Raw genomic sequence first — 16,621 nt, forward strand, 5'->3', positions numbered from 1 at the left:
TTTATTTTGCTAAAATACACAGAAATTTAACCAAAAGAGACGACTCAATGAATGAATCTATTCTAAAAAAAATCAAGACATTACCTCCGCTAGATGACACTGTTATACAAATTCAACGTATACACGCTGACGAAAACAGCTCGATAAACGACCTTACAAAAGTGGTCGAAAAGGATCCGATGTTAACAGCAAACATCTTACGTTCTGCAAACTCACCGCTTTACGGTTTCTCTCAAGAGATCACGACTATCGCGAGAGCCATTTCACTTTTTGGTATGGCTACTATCCGCGGCTTTGCATTATCAAGTGCTATCAGGAAAAGTTTTTCTATCAATTTAGAACCTTATAGTATCACAGGACAAGACTTCTTAAATATATCTATAATGCAAAATACATTAATGTATCATTGGTATTCCAAAATTAATCCTAAAAAACTAGAAGTCCTCTCTCCAGCCTCATTTATGCTAGAAGTTGGAAAGATAGTGCTTGCTCATGAATTAGTTGAAAACAACCAGAATATAGAATTTAAAGAAAAAATAAAAAAAATAACAGGCTCTGTTGATCTAGCTTTATTAGAAACAGAGATTTTTGATATGACAAATGAAGAGGTTACTGCTAAAATTTTTGAACAATGGAACCTTGAGACAGAACTTATTAATTCAATACTTTATTCAAATACTCCAGAAGAGGCACCTGATCACATAAAAGAGTACGCAAGGGCTCTAAAGGTAGTAAAAACAGCGGTTAATATCTTTAACCAGCTTGACGATGTAAGCATAAATAATGCAACACTTCTTATAAACGAATATGGCTTTGAGAGAGATACATTTTTAATGGCTGTTAGCAAAGTCAAAGACAATTTGTGAAAGAATTTTTAACATCACTACTCGTTGGCATCAAAGAAAAAGAGATATCAAACGAAGATAAAGAGGTCTTACGTAATCTCCTAAACCTTGGTGCCGTAAGCTCCCACAAAAATAAATTTTACCTAAACAACGGCTATGTCTGCGGCAAGCTAGACATAAGCCAAAACGCAACTGGCTTTATCATGCCATTTGACAAGCGCTTCAAGCAAGATATCATCGTCGAAAATAAAAATTTAAACAACTCTCACCTTGGTGATATCGTGTTAGCAAAGCTTTTGCCACTTAAGAAAAAACGCCAAAGCGCTAAGATAGTAATGAGCCTAAAGCTTGCAAATGAGACTAGCGTGGTCTATACAAAACGCTTTGGAGTGGCCATTTTAGGGGTAAATTTAAAAACTGGGCTAAGTACAACCCTAAAGGCAACTCAAAAAAGCCTAAAGATGCTCCCGCTTGGGACGCTACTAAAGATAAACAACCTAAACAATGAAATAGTCGAGGTTTTAGGAAATTTAGAAGATCCGCTAAGCGATGAGAAAATTTCGCTTGCTATTTATAATAAAAATGATAAATTTAGCGAGGCTTGCGAGCTTGAGGCAAAGGCATTTGGCGATGAAGTCGATGCTAGCATGTATCCAAACAGGGTTGATCTAAGAAATTTAGACTTTTGCACGATCGACCCAGTCGATGCCAAAGACTTTGACGATGCCATATATTTTGATGAGAAAAAGCGAGAAATTTACGTAGCAATCGCCGATGTAAGCGAGTATGTGACCGCATATAGTGCTATCGATAGCGAGGCTAAAAAAAGAGGCTTTTCTATCTACTTTCCGCACATCTCAGTGCCGATGTTGCCGCGTGCGCTTAGTGAAAATATCTGCTCGCTAAAGCCAGATGTGCCGCGCCTTGCATTTTGTTTTAAAATTTCACTCGATGCAAACAACGATGTAAAAAAAGAGGAGCGTTTTGAAACGATCATCCTTTCAAAAAGGCGCTTTAACTACGATGAGATCGATGAAATTTTAGAGGGCAAAAGAGAGTGTGAAATTTCATGGATCAAGCCACTTTTTAAACTCACCACGAAACTTCGCAAAAAAAGGCTTTTGCACGCATTTGACTTTAGGACAAAAGAGCTTAGAATGAGCCTTGATGAAGAGGGGCAAATTTCACAAACCAAGTTTGAAAGCGACTCCGACTCACATAGACTAGTCGAGGACTGCATGCTTTTAGCAAACAAAGCTGCTGCAAAGCTCATTACAAAGGGCGTTTTTAGAAACCACGCTTCGCCTGATTTTAAAAAGATAGATACCTTGCTTGAGGACTTGCAACTTTTAGGGCTTGACTTTACCTACGAGAGTGACCTTGCAAATTTGATAAGAAAGATCCAGCTAAAGGCCGATGAACTAGGCAACCGCGAGGAGATAGACAAGCTCATCATCAAGTCACAAAAAAAGGCTGAATATTCAAGTGAAAATTTAGGCCACTTTGGGCTTGGATTTGATAGATACACACACTTTACAAGCCCTATTAGACGCTATACTGACCTTATTTTACACAGACTTTTAAAAGCTAAAATTTCAAAAGATGAGAAGCTTTACAACTTCTTACTTTTAAACATCCAAAGCACATGTGCAACCTTAAGCGAGCTTGAAAGAGAGGCTGACAAGGTAGCCTACGACTTTATGGATAGGAAATTTGCACGCTGGGCAGCTGCAAATATCGGCAAAGAGGTGCGCTGCTACGTGAGCGAAAACCAAAATGTTTTGGTCGCTAAGCTTGATGATTACTTTGTTGGAGCTAGGATTTTCATCACTGGATACAGCGCAAATTTACTTCAAAAGCTTGTCGTAAAGATCACAGAGGCTGATATCGCGAGCGCTAAAATTTTTGCAAAAGTGGTAAGAAAGATCGATGTATAGAAAAGATTTGGAGCTAAATTTAACAAATGCAAATTTAAGCAACTACTTCTTGCTTTTTGGCGCAGATGAGTTTCAGATAGAGCTTTTTGGCAAAGAAATTTTGAGCTTTTATGCAAGCGAAGATGCAAATTTATTAAGCCTTTATTTTGACGAGTACAACTACGCGCAAGCAAGCTCTCACCTAAGTGAGCAGTCGCTTTTTGGCGGCAAAAATATCCTCTATGTAAAAAGCGACAAAAAGATCCCAGCAAAAGAGCTAAAAGAGCTCATCTCGCTTTGTTCAAAGAGCCAGGACAACTACTTTTTGTTTGAGCTTTATGAGGCTGATATGAAGCTAGTTTTTGATACGCAAAAGGCTTTTGGGACAAATTTTGCTAGATTTTTTAAGCCATCAAACCCAGATGAAGCGATAAATTTACTAGCCAAAAGCTCAGCTAAAATAGGCCTAAACATAACCAAAAACGCACTTTATGAGCTTTATTTTACGCATAATGAAAATTTATACCTTGCAGCAAGCGAGCTAACAAAACTAAAGAGCCTAAACACCCACATCGAACAAGACGATGTAAAAAGGCTTGTTTTTGGACTTGGCGGGATAAATTTTGATGATTTTTTCAATAAATTTATGGCTCTAAAAGATATAAAAAACGACTTTTTTACCTACTTAGAAGATCCAAATTTTAATGAAATTTTACTTCTAAACTCACTTTACAAGGCATTTTTTAGGCTATTTAAAATTTACTCTTATATAAAGATAAATGGCCGCTTGAATTTAGACGAAGCGATCGGCTATCAGCCACCAGTAAATGTGGCAAATTTACTAAAAGCAAATAGCTTAAAGCTAAGTTTAAATGCCTATTTAGAGATCTTTAAAACGCTAAATTTAGCCGAGCTAGAGCTAAAAACAAATACAAAAATGGATAAAGAAATTTTCGTTTTATCAACCATTTTAAACCTCCAGCACCTCACATCAACAGCAAATATTAAGTAAATTTAAGCTAAAATCCACCCTTGCTTAATGCAAAATCCTTGCTCACAAAGTGAGCTAAATATCCATAAGGAGAAAAAATGAAACATTACGAGCTTTTATTTATTCTTAAGCCGACATTGACGGAAGAGGAAGTTAAAGCTAAGGTTGATTTCGTAAAAGAAGTCATAACAAAAAACGGCGGCGAGATCGCTACTGTCGTTGAGATGGGCACTAGAAAGCTAGCTTATACCATCAAAAAATATGAGCGTGGAACATATTTTGTTATCTACTACAAAGCTCCACCAGCACTTCTTGCAGAGCTTACAAGAAACGTAAGGATTACAGAAGATATCATAAGATTTTTAAGCGTTAAATATGAAAACAAACGCGAAATCGCAGCTTGGGAAAGACTTTGCAAAGGTATCAAGCAAACTATAAAAAAAGAACCTCGCGAGCCAAGAGCACCACGCGAGCCAAGAGCTGAAAAAGTAGACGAGCAAACATTTACAGAAGAATAATCAAGGATAAAAAATGTTCAATAAAGTAGTATTAGTTGGAAATTTAACCAGAGATATAGAGCTTAGATATACTACTAGCGGCGTTGCCATAGGAAATTCTAGTATAGCTGTGACACGCAAAATCACCTCAAATGGGGAAAGAAGAGATGAGACTTGCTTTATTGATATATCATTTTTTGGCAAGAGTGCAGAGATAGCAAACCAATATCTCAACAAGGGATCAAAGCTGCTTATCGAAGGAAGACTCAAATTTGATCAGTGGACCGACAATAACGGACAAAATCGTTCAAAACACTCTATCGCCGTTGAGAGCATGGAGATGCTTGGCTCAAATAACCAAACGCAACAAGGCGGATACTCTATGAATAGCCAAAATAGTGGTGGCTACGGACAACAAGGCGGATATCAAAACAATCAATACAGCCGCCAACAAGAAACTAGACCACAAGCTACGACGCAAAGAAAGCAAGAGAGTTATTCAGAAGTTCCTGATATAGACGTTGATGCTGATAGCTTCAACAACGAAGAAATACCGTTTTAATTTTAAAGGATAAAAAATGGCAGAAAAAAGAAAATATTCACGCAAATATTGCAAATTTACAGAAGCGAAAATTGATTTTATAGATTACAAAGACACTTCACTTTTGAAGTATTGCTTGTCAGAGAGATTTAAAATCATGCCAAGACGCCTAACTGGCACATCAAAAAGATACCAAGAGATGGTAGAAAAAGCGATCAAGAGAGCTCGCCACGCGGCTATCATACCTTACATAGTTGATCGTAAAGACGTAGTTTCGAACCCTTTTGAAGGTCTATAATCCATAAATTTTAGCCCTATTTTGGGCTAAAATCTTTTAAATTCAACTCTTAATATTTACTATTTCTAATCTTTTATAAAATTTTCTCATCAAATTCTTAAATTTATAAGCATTTTAAAATTACCTAAGTAACCAAATTTATCTAAACGCTGTCTATTCTTTAACTTTACATATTAATTTTCATCAAGGTTTTTAGAGTGTTTTTATAAATTTCACTCGCTAATTTTTAAATTTATGCACCATTTTTAAACAACAAAATATTTTTTAAATTTGGCACTCAATTTTATATTATTTAGCAAGTTAAATTTAGAATTTGATCATGAAAATTCTACCACACAAAACACTAGAGAACACAAAATAAAATTTGGAATTTAAAGCAAGAGTTAAAAATGGATAATAAATTTAGGGGCAAAGCGCCCCATAGTTTTAGTATAGACCAAAAGTTCCGTCTGTTCTTTTGTAGATGACGCGCATTTTGGCATCGACATCGTTAAATACGTAAAATTGTTTATCGCTTGATTTTAGTTTATCAAGCGCTTCTTCTACCTCAAGTGGTTTGTAAATTTCAAGCTCCATAGGCACGATCTCCTCAACACCTTCGATCTTTTCTTCGCCTATTCTAGAGCGAAATTCTTTATCATCAGCCTTACCTTTTACGGTAAATTTCTTATCGTGCTCTCTTCTTAAAACTTTTGAAGCCTTTTCGATAGCAAGATCAATCGCCGCATAGAGATCTTTATCTTTTTGGCGAACGACTATCGTGTCTTTATGTGCCATATTTAGAGAAAACTCTGCATTAAAGCCCTTTTTACCTTGCTTTTCGTCTGCTCCTACTACGCATCTTGCTGAGATGATGTCAAGGTTGTACTTGCCAAGGGTGTCAAAAGCGTCTTGGATGTAGTTTTTGATGGGCTCTGTTAGCTCAAATTGTTTTCCTACAATGCTTATGTTCATCGCAATCTCCTTTATAGAAAGTAAGATAATTATAACACGACGAAACTAAAAGCAAATTAAAGTAAAATCTTTATAAAATTTTAAAGTTTCTGAAGAGTTCGTTTGTGAAAATTTATAGGATTTGAGGCTTTTCCTGGTTTTGAGCTGACAAATACATCAAGCATTATCGTGCCTTGATTTGTTCCAGTAGTAGCCACTGCGTCACCAGAACAAATGCCCATATCGCCAAAGTATTTTACAAATACTTTAAAGGTAAAAAGATCACCAAATTCGCCAGCTATCGGATTATGCTCGTCGCCAAGGCAAACTGCTCCAGTTTTATAAAAGTCATTGCTTATGATAGCTAGCATGGCGTATTCTGTCGCTGCACGGGCTACCAGCTCGCTTTGCTCTCTTAGATAAATTTCACTATTTTGCTTAACTGAAGTGCTAGCGATCGAAAGAGCTAGCATACAAATAGAGCTTGCGATCACCACAAAAAATATCGCTGCAATGAGTGTAAATCCTCGCCTCATCAATAAACCGCCTTTGACTTACAGATGGTTATCTCTGAGTTTTTTGCTCTCATGCAAAGTTTTAGCACGATGACACCATTTTTTTCAGTAAAGACAAACCTCGTAACGTTTTTGGCAAGGGTTGCTTTTTCGCCATTTTGTTTATATTTTTCTCCCATCCATGGACGATAGTCGTAGTATAAATTTAGATCAAAGACGCCATTTGCTGTATCTTTTGGATCAGCGCTTTGCTCTGGTACTATGGCATTTGCTGTGTAGGCTAGATGATACTGCTCTGAAATTTGTTTGTTTGCAAAACCAGAAATTTCTAGCGTATCGCCGTTTAAACCACTTTGACCGCCTTTTACACCAACTTTTGCTATGTCTAAATTTGAAATACCTTTATACCCAAAAGAGTTTTGCACATCATAATAAACATCATAAAATATCGCTACAACACCGCCATCTTTATTTTCAAAATCCACGCATTTACTATTTCTTGTGTCATCTTTGCAAGTTAGATCTTTTATGGTCTCGACCACTCCAGTAGTGAAATTACTTCCCGGACTTATAAGACCAGTTGCTGGTGAGCTCTTAGCAAGATCTGCGTAGCCACTATATCTGCCTGCCTTTCCGCCCTGCTCTATGACATTGTCATTAGCATCAAGGGATATAACGTCATTAAAAATTTCATACGCATAGGGGATAAATTCTAAAATTTCATACTCGGCATTTAAATTTACCCCGCTATCATTTAGCGCCAAAAAAGCTCCATCAGTTTTTCTAGCGATCACGCTTGGCTTTATGCGGTGTTCTAGCCTCTTTGAAATTTGCTCCAGTGCGATCTCCGTTTGCGTCTCGAGCTCATTTACTGTCCTTGTTTGAAAGTAGTTTGAGTAGATGTTCATTATGGCATTAAAGCTCATCATAGCGATGATACCAAGTACGACGATGACGACTACAAGCTCAAGGAGAGTAAAGGCTCTTTTCATTTCCACGCTTTCGTATTTAGCGAGCCGCCCTCACCTAGGTTAAAAGCGTAAGCTCTTAGCACCGATGTCGTCTCTTGTTTTGTATCATTTTTGTATGAAGTTGCAGTTACTACTATCTCTTTTACGTCGCTGTTATCTAGCGCCAAATTTGGCTTAAACCAGCCCTTATCCTCGCTAACACTTACCTCATAGTCTGAGCCAACTATATAGTCTCTGCTTTGATTTGCCGTGTTTAAATTTTTATTTTTTGTTTTGTAATAATCCACAGACCTCACGGCTGCATCAAGCGCTAGATCTGATGAGTTTGTATAGGCAAAAACTCTATGTCCGTCGCCTGTTATTTTATTTATCTTATAAAATTCGTTTCTTTTATCACCTGGCTTTAATATGATAGGAAAAAAGTAAGCCGTCTCAGCGCTACTGCCGCCAATGTTTGTCGAGACCTTGATGACCTTGTCGCTAAAGGGAGCTTTTAAGATAAGCCCCATGTAGGTCTTGGCATTCATCAAGCTCTCTTGCGTAACTGCCTTTTGATTTAGCTCAGATGTGGTCTTTAGTACAAGCGGTATCGACGTACTGATAATCGCCACAACGACTATCGAGAGGATAAGCTCTATAAGAGAAAAGCCTCTTTTTACCAAGAAATTCTCCTATTTGTCTTATCGCTTAGATCGTTAAAGTTGTTTTCGCCGCCTATGACATTTCCTACGTCACCTTTGCCAGAGCCACTTTTTAGGGTCTTGCCAGCCCAGTCACCATTTGGCACGAGAAATCTCACTGTAAAATCATTTGTCGCTGCATCTTTGTCAAATTCATTATATATGAGCCAGTTTTTCGTATGCATCTTAGCTATATCTGTAACTGCTCGGTCATTTTTTACATAAATGTAGCTGACGCCGTCACTAAGTGCTGTCTCTTTGGCTATATCTCGCGTAGTGTGATTTGAAAAGCTGTAACTATCTACATTGCCATAACTAGCATCGTGCAGAGGATTTACATACCATGAGTGCGTACCAGCAAACTCCTCCCAGCGAGCGCTTGATCCTGGTTTTTGCAACATAAATTTGCTCTCGTCGCAACCATTACAATACACTCCGTAGTAAATTTTTGCCTTAAAGCCAGTGTTTGGCCCCTCATAGTAAGGTGCGTATGTCCTAGCGTAGTAAAATTTCGCCGATGTTTTTGTAGTTGGCTTTTTGTAGTTGCCATTGTTTTTTGTTTTATTTGCATCGACTAAACTTTCAAACGTGAAAGTATCACTTGTTACCTCGAAAGGATTTTTAGCCATATTTTTCTCGCGTTTGAAATTAAATTTTAAATTTACATCAGCATAGCCGCCTTTAAACGCTTCTTTTTTGACTTCAAAGAGCCCTTCGTGTAAAGAAGCTGGATGTACTTTTTCGACTTTGTTAGCATCAAGATTGCCAAAAAACAAAATTTCACTATTTAGCTTAGCTAACCCATCTGTGTCGTTTTTTAGTAAGGTGCCATTGTTGTCAGTATAGCCATTTATCATTTCTCCTACTTTTATCTTAAAGCGTGTATTGTTTGAGTAACAACCGTCTTTATATAAAAGTGCAGGATTATCATCAAAAAGTCTAGCTTTTACTTTAAAGCTCAAGATAGGGGTAAAGCTTGCATTGCTTTCATTTGCAATGTAGCTAATACCTCTTGGCAAAATTTTAAACTCGCTTACTTCAAGATCATTTGGCTCAAAACCAAATTTTTTCTCACCAAATTCTATATCACAACCGACCTTGCCTTCGGTATTTTCATTATTATCACTCTTATCAAGCACACAGTCACTATCTTGTGGTGGAGTTTTTTTATCTATACTTGTATAGCTTTTATCCACCACATAAAATTTAGCATTTCCGATATCAGAGAAAGAAAATCCCTCTTTATTTGTTTTTAAATTAGTTATAGTACCTACCGCTTTTGCTGGATTGTCAAAGGCTATCTTTAGTTTATTGTCTTCACTTAATCTCTTTTTTGTATCTTCGGTGATTATGCACCCTGCCTTATCCACAGGCAAGATTGATACATTGTTTTCTGTATAACGATTTACTCCAGTTACTGAGCTGCCTGCTGTTAGGGTATTTGTATATCCATTTGCAAGAGTTGTATTATCTATATTATAAGCAGCTAGAGTTATGTCCTTATAGTCTTTACCTCCCACAAGTACACTACTACCATTATATACACCACCACTGCCTGACTTATCATAGAGCTGAAACATAGCTGGTCTTACAGCAAATGCATCAAAGACTTCACACTTTACCACATCTTGATTTTTTGGCTTGCTATGATACTTTAGCTTAACATGAAGTTTCCTATAAGGTCTTGGCACAGTTACTTTTACTTCTTCAGTGTCTTTACTTGCAAAATGAAGTGTTACAGGATGCCCTAATACAGAATTTTCACTACTGCAGTTCTCTACAAGTTTAAGATCCACATCAGTAGGCGAGTCGGGTGCTTTTGCCTTTCCATCTATCTCACTATAGTTTGTGATGTATATACTAAAAGGTTTTTTTGCTATCTTTGTAAAAAGCCTGTTTTTATAGTCCCCATTTGAATTATCATCTTTTTTACTTCGTGGATAGAAGTCATTTTCTTCTTCCTCTACGATCTTTAGATTAGGCGATGTTAGAATACATTCGCTTATCCTATCATCAAACTTTAAGCCTGCGTCACTATTTTGAAATTTAGCCTCATATCTTGTCTTTTTATACTCTTTTTCTATCACGCCTATGAACTGAACTCTTGCATAGTTTTGACGACCATGCGTTAGCTCTCCGCCTACTGCATGGCTTGCGTTTTTTCCTATTTTATATTCTAAAGTATGACTATCAATCCTGTTTAGATTTTCATTAGTATCGCTAGTAAGCGTGGTCCAGTTTTCTGAATTTGATCTCGCATCAGATATTATCACCTTACTAGTTCTTAAATTAGTAGAAGTATCCTTATAGCTCATAAATTCAGGTTTTAAATTTACTCTTAAGATAGAGCCATAAGCATCCTCGCTACCTCCATTTTCAACTGTTACGGTAGTCCTTACCAAGGAGCCTTTTTTTACGATAGTTGATTCTCCAGAACTGCCCTTTAACTTTACAGGTATCCAGCTAGCACCTTTATCTCTACTAACCTCAAGCTTTTCTGTGTAGCACACTTTAGGATTATAGAGCAAGGTAGAAAAGGCAACCATACCAATGTTTTGTCTCTCTCCCTGGAAGTTACCATCCTGATCACGTTCACTGGTAACTTGAAACTGCACCTCTACATCTTTTTGTCTATGCGACATATTGTCTGAAATGTCAAATAAATCAAGATCCATCTGTCCATTATAAATTTTGCTACTATCTGCTGGATTATTAAATCTGGCAATAGAAGAGTTAAACTGATTATCTTTTGCGTTTTGTAAATTTAGCGGAGACCAAACACTTTTAAAAGTACCATCCTGCTTTATTGCTATATCATCACCTTTCACTTCTTGTCTACCTCCAAAGCTAAAAAGAGCCAAGGTTGATCTAATATCTCCGCTTGGTGGAGTGTAAAAACCATCAAATTTTAAATTTACTTGGCTAACTCCAATACCGCCAGGATAGATATTTGCCATACCATCATATATATTTACTGCTCTTGGCTCGACTCCTTTTACTTCACCATCTTCACCCATATCATAAACTATAACTAAACTCCAACCACCAAACTGAGAAGCACTAAAAGACGAATTCCATTTGCCATCTCCGTAAAGTATAGCTCCATAAGGTGAGTTAAATTTTTTAGTTACCATTTCAATAGGTGTAGTAAAAACAGGAAATGTTATGGATTTATTTGTTTCTTTTTCTAACTTTATAATACTAGCCGCTATATTACCAACACTAAATGTTCTATTTTGACTTGAAGTACCAAGGCTATCCCTCACCTCTTTTGTTACGTTGGCACTTGCTTGATAAATATAGTAATATCCGCCTCTTCCACTTATATTAGGACTTGCATCTTTTGTCCAACTATCATGCGTCATTATAGTTGGATCACCTTGAGAAAAAGATCCAATCCATTTGATATCATCTTTATCTGCTTGTACTACAAATGTTCCTTTTGGAGTCTTAAAATTTACTCTTGAATAACCATATGTGTCTTCAAAGATAGTTGCAAAATAGTTTGTTTTTATATTCCATTCTTTATATAAGCTACCTCCCCAATATAATCTCGCATATTTTATTTTGCTCCCATCTATGTGTTCCCTTTCATATTGACTTTTTTCTTCAAATTTAAATTTTGCACTAGATGAGTTTGGGAATTTAGTTGTTCCTAAACTAGGTTCTTCATTAACAAATCTTTTCTCTACAATTTGAGAAGTTTGCGAGAATTTATTTTTGCCGCCTATGTTTTTTTGAGGCAAAAAATTATAACCATCTATCTTTGGTATAATTACACTAGCCCCAATAACATCCATATCGCCTATAATTCTTTTAAAACTAGCTTCTTCTCTCTTTTTCAGTACAATACTTTCACTATCATCATTATATCTATATATACGTGCTCTTACTGGATTGCCATAATCGTCATTAGCAACATAATACATAGATTCAGTAGCAGAAGTATCCTTTTTTATGCAATGCTTATAACCATCTTTGTCTATCGAGCATTCATAACCAGCATTACAAACATCAGCAAAAGAGCATACATCACTATGTGGTATAAATAAATAATCTATTGGATATACTTCATCACCAAAGATATAAATACAAGATAAAAAAATAAAACAAAAAAATTTCAAATTACAATAACTTCAATGTAATTAGACTCAAAATTTCTAAATGTCCTTGCTTGTTGCTTTCTGTATAAAATTTTCTATCATCTCGGCTTGCCCGTATTGTGGATATTTTGTAACATCTAAAACAACTTGGGACAAGGTCATATTGTCCATATTGCAAACGATAGGAGCCACGAAATTCACGGTTGATTTCTCAAGTGGAAGGGCAACTACGATGATATTGTAAATTCTAAGTTGCGAACTCTCTTTGATATCCATAAGCTCTTCGTAGTAGCTTGGGATGTCAAATTCATAACTTCTTAACGCGAAAGGATTTATCATTGTAAAAGATGTTTCATCATCTTTACTTGCTAACTTAACAAAAAATTTATCGAGCTCAATCAGTTCCATCGTCTTGATATGCTCAAAGCCTAAAATAGGGCTTTTAACACTAAAAATCATACTAACTCCTGTTTTGTAAAATTGCCTTATTTTAGCATAGTTTTAAAAAATTTATACAAAAATAATGCCAAAAAATGTAAAATAAGCGAATTTAAAATTTTTAAGGAAAAGCATGAAAAAATTTTCTAAATTTCTAGCAGTCGTGGCTCTTTTAGGGCTTTTTAGTGGTTGTGCTGAAAAATACACCGAACTTTACAATCTAACTCCAGACGAGTGGTACGCTCAGGTCATCGCTGACATAAAAGATGGCGATCTGGAGTCAGCTGATAAACACTACGTTTCAATGGCTAGCGAGCACGTTGCAAGCCCGCTTTTGGAGCAAATTTTACTCATCCTTGCCCAAGCTCACGCAAATGATGAAGAGTATCTCATGGCAAATCACTATCTTGATGAATACATCAAAAGATACGGCGATAACGGCCCAAAAACAGAATTTGCTCAATATCTAAAGATAAAAGCAAATTTTGACTCATTTACCCAGCCAAACCGCAACCAAAAGCTAATGGAGGATAGCGTAACTGAGATCGAGAAATTTCTTTATATGTATCCAAATACCGAGTATAAGCCACTTATCGAGACCATGCTTATCAAATTTAAACTTGCTCTTTACTTCTTAGATATGCAAATAGCAGATCTTTACAAGAGAACTGGCCGTGACGTTTCGGCTAAAATTTACGAGCAAAAGCTAGAAGAGTCACCGTTTAAAAACTCAGACCTTATCAAACCTGACGTGGCATGGTATAGAAAACTGTTTGAATAGGAGAAATTTTGCAAATAAACGAAAACAAAGGCTTCCCCACTGAGATCCCTATCATCGTTGAGGACGAGCTATTTTTATATCCATTTATGATAACACCGCTTTTTTTAAGCGACGAAGAAAATTTAAAAGCGCTTGAGCTTGCCATACAAGGAGAAACGCCGATCCTTGTCGTGCCTACAAAGCCACAGCAAGACGGCGCTAGAGACTTTGACGGCATATATGACGCAGGCGTTATCGGCACGATAATGCGCCGTGTGCCTCTACCTGACGGACGCGTAAAAGTGCTATTTCAGGGCATCGACAAAGGTAAAATTTTAAAACAATCAGGCATAAACCCACTCCGTGGCATCGTCGATATGCTCCACGTAAAGCGCCCATCACAGGTCAAAACTGACGCTCTCATCGTAGTTTTAAGAGAAAAAGTAAGAGAGCTTTCGCAGTTTAGCCATTTTTTCCCGCCTGATCTTTTAAAAACGATCGAAGAGAGTGCTGAGGCGATCAGAGTTTGTGATCTAGTCTCAAGTGCACTTCGCCTAAAAAAACAGATCGCTTATAGCTTTTTTGTCGAGGAAAATTTAGAACAACGCTTGCTAAAATTAATTGACTACGTCATCGAAGAGATCGAGGCAAATAAACTTCAAAAAGAGATAAAAAATAAAGTCCATTCAAAGATCGATAAGACAAATAAAGAGTACTTTTTAAAAGAGCAGTTAAAGCAAATCCAAGCCGAACTTGGAGCGGACACGAGCCGTGAAGAGGAGCTTGAAGAGTACCGCAAAAAGCTTGATGCGAAGAAGAAATTTATGGCCGAGGACGCTTACAAAGAGATCAAAAAACAAATAGATAAGCTTTCGCGTATGCACCCAGACTCAGCTGATGCAAACACTTTGCAAAGCTATCTTGATTGGGTACTTGAGATACCATTTGAAAATGTAGCTAAGAAAAAATCATCTATCGCTGAAGTGAGCAAGCACCTAAATGCCGATCACTACAGCTTAGAGAAGCCAAAAGAGCGCATCGAAGAGTATTTTGCCTTGCGTGAGCTTTTGGAGCTTAGAGGTGTTGGCGAAAAGGTAAATAACGGCGCCATTTTATGCTTTGCAGGCCCTCCAGGCGTAGGCAAAACAAGCCTTGCAAACTCGATCGCAAAGGCGTTAAAGCGCGAACTAGTTAGGATCGCACTTGGCGGACTTGAGGATGTAAATGAGCTAAGAGGTCACCGCCGCACCTACATAGGCGCTATGCCAGGTCGCATTGTGCAAGGGCTCATAGAAGCTAAGCAGATGAATCCAGTGGTTGTTTTAGACGAGATCGACAAGGTTGGTAGAAGCTACAGAGGCGATCCAACCGCGGTTTTACTTGAAATTTTAGATCCTGAGCAAAATAATAAATTTAGAGATTACTACTTAAATTTCAACATCGATCTTAGCAAGATCATCTTTATCGCTACAGCAAATGATGTAAGCATGATCCCAGCCGCACTTCGAGATAGGATGGAGTTTATCGAGCTTAGCTCATACACTCCACAAGAGAAATTTGAGATCGCTAAAAAATATCTCTTGCCTCAGGAGCTTAAAAAGCACGGTCTAAAACCAAGCGATGTTAGCATCAGCAAAGAGGCACTTGAGCTAATTATCAGCGACTACACAAGAGAGAGCGGTGTGAGAAATTTACGCCGTAGGATCGCTGATATATTAAGAAAAGTCGCCAAAAATATCCTCACTAAAAAAAATGAGGGCAAGATCAGCGTCACGGCCAAAAATTTAAAAGAATTTTTAGAGAAAAAGGTCTATGAGATCGAGCCAGCGGATAAAAAAGATCAGATCGGCTTAGTAAATGGCCTAGCGTGGACGAGTGTCGGTGGCGATGTGCTAAGGATCGAGGCTATCAGAATCCAAGGCAAAGGTAATATGCAGATCACCGGTCAACTAGGCGACGTGATGAAAGAGAGTGCTCAGATCGCATTTAGTGTTGTTAAAGTGCTAATAGACAACAAAAAAATAAAAGTGCCGATGGCTATCGTGCCAAAATTTGACGATGACAAGCACAAGCTAGAAGCCAGTGACGTTTATAGACGCTATGACCTTCACTTGCACGTGCCAGAGGGTGCCGTGCCAAAAGACGGACCAAGTGCTGGTATCACGATGGCAACCGCGATCGCATCGATACTAACTAATACAAAGGTAAGACACGACATAGCAATGACTGGCGAGATCACGCTAACTGGTAGAGTGCTACCGATCGGTGGTCTAAAAGAGAAGCTCATCGCTGCACACAAAGCTGGCATCAAAACAGCTCTAATACCTCGCAAAAACTATGATCGCGACCTTATCGACATCCCAGCTGAAGTAAAGGCTGATATAAAGATCATCGCAGTAGATACGATCGATGATGTGCTAAAAAATGCTCTTGTAGCTAAAAAATAATCTTTTCCTAGTCCTAAGTGAGATTAGGGCTAGGAAAATTTATAAATTTTGACGATTTTAAAATCCAAATAAAAAGCCATATAACGCATAAAGGCAATTAATAATTTAAACATTATAAGTACATGTAGCACACTAGAGAAAAATAAATTTTAAAATTTATGAGCGAGCATATCACGCTTCTAAATTTAGTGGCGAATGACTATGAGCCCTAAATTTACTAAGTTACTAAGGCGAGTGAGCACGATTTTAAAATTTGACTTGCGATATAAATTTATCAAAAAAGAGACAAAAAAGGCTTAAATTACACTCTACTTGCAGTTGCGAGCTCATGGAACAAAAAAAGCTCCCTTCTCCCCTTAACAATCCTTCTTCCCTGGCGCGTTCAAGATAACATGCAACTGTGCAAAAACTCTATATACGTTTTTGGTTAAATTTGAGCAAATTTGAAATGGTATTTTTGCTCTATAATTTAACCTAAGCTACAAGTGAAGCCAAATTTTAGTAATCAATTCTTAGGGATGAATGAAGGTTTAAAATTTTGTAAGCTTTATATTTTTTTGCAAAAAACAAAAACTTGAATTATATTCTGTTTGTAGCTTGCAAAGCAAAATACAAAAAAAGAATATACTCAGCAAATTCCTCGTAAATTTAGAATTTATTTTGGCTCTAAAATTTACATATAAGCT

At 37.2% G+C, this 16,621-nt stretch carries 14 protein-coding genes; 8 read left to right on the forward strand and 6 right to left on the reverse strand.

The features are described from left to right. The first annotated feature begins 47 nt into the window (after window positions 1–47). The 6 genes from CYO90_RS05470 (at window position 48) to rpsR (ending at window position 5,088) form a co-directional block, all read left to right on the forward strand. Entirely contained in the window at window positions 48–866 is an 819-nt protein-coding gene (locus CYO90_RS05470; protein ID WP_103578762.1) for an HDOD domain-containing protein, read from the forward strand. Further along, window positions 863–2,782: an RNB domain-containing ribonuclease gene (locus CYO90_RS05475; protein ID WP_103578763.1), complete on the forward strand. Its 1,920-nt coding sequence runs from the start codon at window positions 863–865 to the stop codon at window positions 2,780–2,782. The genes CYO90_RS05470 and CYO90_RS05475 overlap by 4 nt, the downstream gene beginning before the upstream one ends. Next, the gene (gene holA / locus CYO90_RS05480) at window positions 2,775–3,773 is read left to right on the forward strand and encodes a DNA polymerase III subunit delta (protein ID WP_103578764.1); all 999 of its coding nucleotides are present in this window, start codon (window positions 2,775–2,777) and stop codon (window positions 3,771–3,773) included. The genes CYO90_RS05475 and holA overlap by 8 nt, the downstream gene beginning before the upstream one ends. A gap of 77 nt (window positions 3,774–3,850) precedes the next feature. Then, the gene (gene rpsF / locus CYO90_RS05485) at window positions 3,851–4,270 is read left to right on the forward strand and encodes a 30S ribosomal protein S6 (protein ID WP_004317779.1); all 420 of its coding nucleotides are present in this window, start codon (window positions 3,851–3,853) and stop codon (window positions 4,268–4,270) included. Between the two features lie 13 nt (window positions 4,271–4,283). Beyond that, window positions 4,284–4,811: a single-stranded DNA-binding protein gene (locus CYO90_RS05490; RefSeq protein ID WP_004317797.1), complete on the forward strand. Its 528-nt coding sequence runs from the start codon at window positions 4,284–4,286 to the stop codon at window positions 4,809–4,811. Between the two features lie 16 nt (window positions 4,812–4,827). After that, on the forward strand, window positions 4,828–5,088 hold the full coding sequence (rpsR, locus tag CYO90_RS05495) for a 30S ribosomal protein S18 (protein ID WP_004317775.1): 261 nt from the start codon (window positions 4,828–4,830) through the stop codon (window positions 5,086–5,088). Between the two features lie 426 nt (window positions 5,089–5,514). On the opposite strand, the gene hpf is transcribed toward rpsR, so the two are convergent. The 6 genes from hpf to fliW all read right to left on the reverse strand — a co-directional run bounded on the left by hpf (window position 5,515) and on the right by fliW (window position 12,749). Continuing rightward, window positions 5,515–6,042 (reverse strand): ribosome hibernation-promoting factor, HPF/YfiA family, encoded by a 528-nt coding sequence (hpf, locus tag CYO90_RS05500; protein WP_004317788.1) that lies wholly within the window; start codon window positions 6,040–6,042, stop codon window positions 5,515–5,517. An 80-nt stretch (window positions 6,043–6,122) separates the two neighbouring features. Further along, on the reverse strand, window positions 6,123–6,557 hold the full coding sequence (locus tag CYO90_RS05505; protein WP_103578828.1) for a hypothetical protein: 435 nt from the start codon (window positions 6,555–6,557) through the stop codon (window positions 6,123–6,125). Then, the gene (locus CYO90_RS05510) at window positions 6,557–7,528 is read right to left on the reverse strand and encodes a prepilin-type N-terminal cleavage/methylation domain-containing protein (protein ID WP_103578765.1); all 972 of its coding nucleotides are present in this window, start codon (window positions 7,526–7,528) and stop codon (window positions 6,557–6,559) included. Before CYO90_RS05510 ends, CYO90_RS05505 begins: the two co-directional genes overlap by 1 nt. Continuing rightward, window positions 7,525–8,169, reverse strand: a complete 645-nt coding sequence (locus CYO90_RS05515) for a type II secretion system protein (protein ID WP_103578766.1) — start codon at window positions 8,167–8,169, stop codon at window positions 7,525–7,527. The genes CYO90_RS05510 and CYO90_RS05515 overlap by 4 nt, the downstream gene beginning before the upstream one ends. Further along, window positions 8,163–11,552: a hypothetical protein gene (locus CYO90_RS05520; RefSeq protein ID WP_258030667.1), complete on the reverse strand. Its 3,390-nt coding sequence runs from the start codon at window positions 11,550–11,552 to the stop codon at window positions 8,163–8,165. The genes CYO90_RS05515 and CYO90_RS05520 overlap by 7 nt, the downstream gene beginning before the upstream one ends. Before the next feature lie 795 nt (window positions 11,553–12,347). Next, entirely contained in the window at window positions 12,348–12,749 is a 402-nt protein-coding gene (gene fliW, locus CYO90_RS05525; protein ID WP_002939483.1) for a flagellar assembly protein FliW, read from the reverse strand. A gap of 112 nt (window positions 12,750–12,861) precedes the next feature. On the opposite strand from fliW, the gene CYO90_RS05530 reads away from it, so the two are divergent. After that, on the forward strand, window positions 12,862–13,509 hold the full coding sequence (locus CYO90_RS05530; RefSeq protein ID WP_021084369.1) for an outer membrane protein assembly factor BamD: 648 nt from the start codon (window positions 12,862–12,864) through the stop codon (window positions 13,507–13,509). Between the two features lie 8 nt (window positions 13,510–13,517). Beyond that, a complete protein-coding gene (lon, locus tag CYO90_RS05535) occupies window positions 13,518–15,935 on the forward strand; it encodes an endopeptidase La (protein WP_103578768.1) in 2,418 nt (805 codons plus the stop codon). The last annotated feature ends 686 nt before the right edge of the window (window positions 15,936–16,621 follow it).

Source organism: Campylobacter concisus (assembly GCF_002913745.1).
Lineage (GTDB): Bacteria > Campylobacterota > Campylobacteria > Campylobacterales > Campylobacteraceae > Campylobacter_A > Campylobacter_A concisus_R.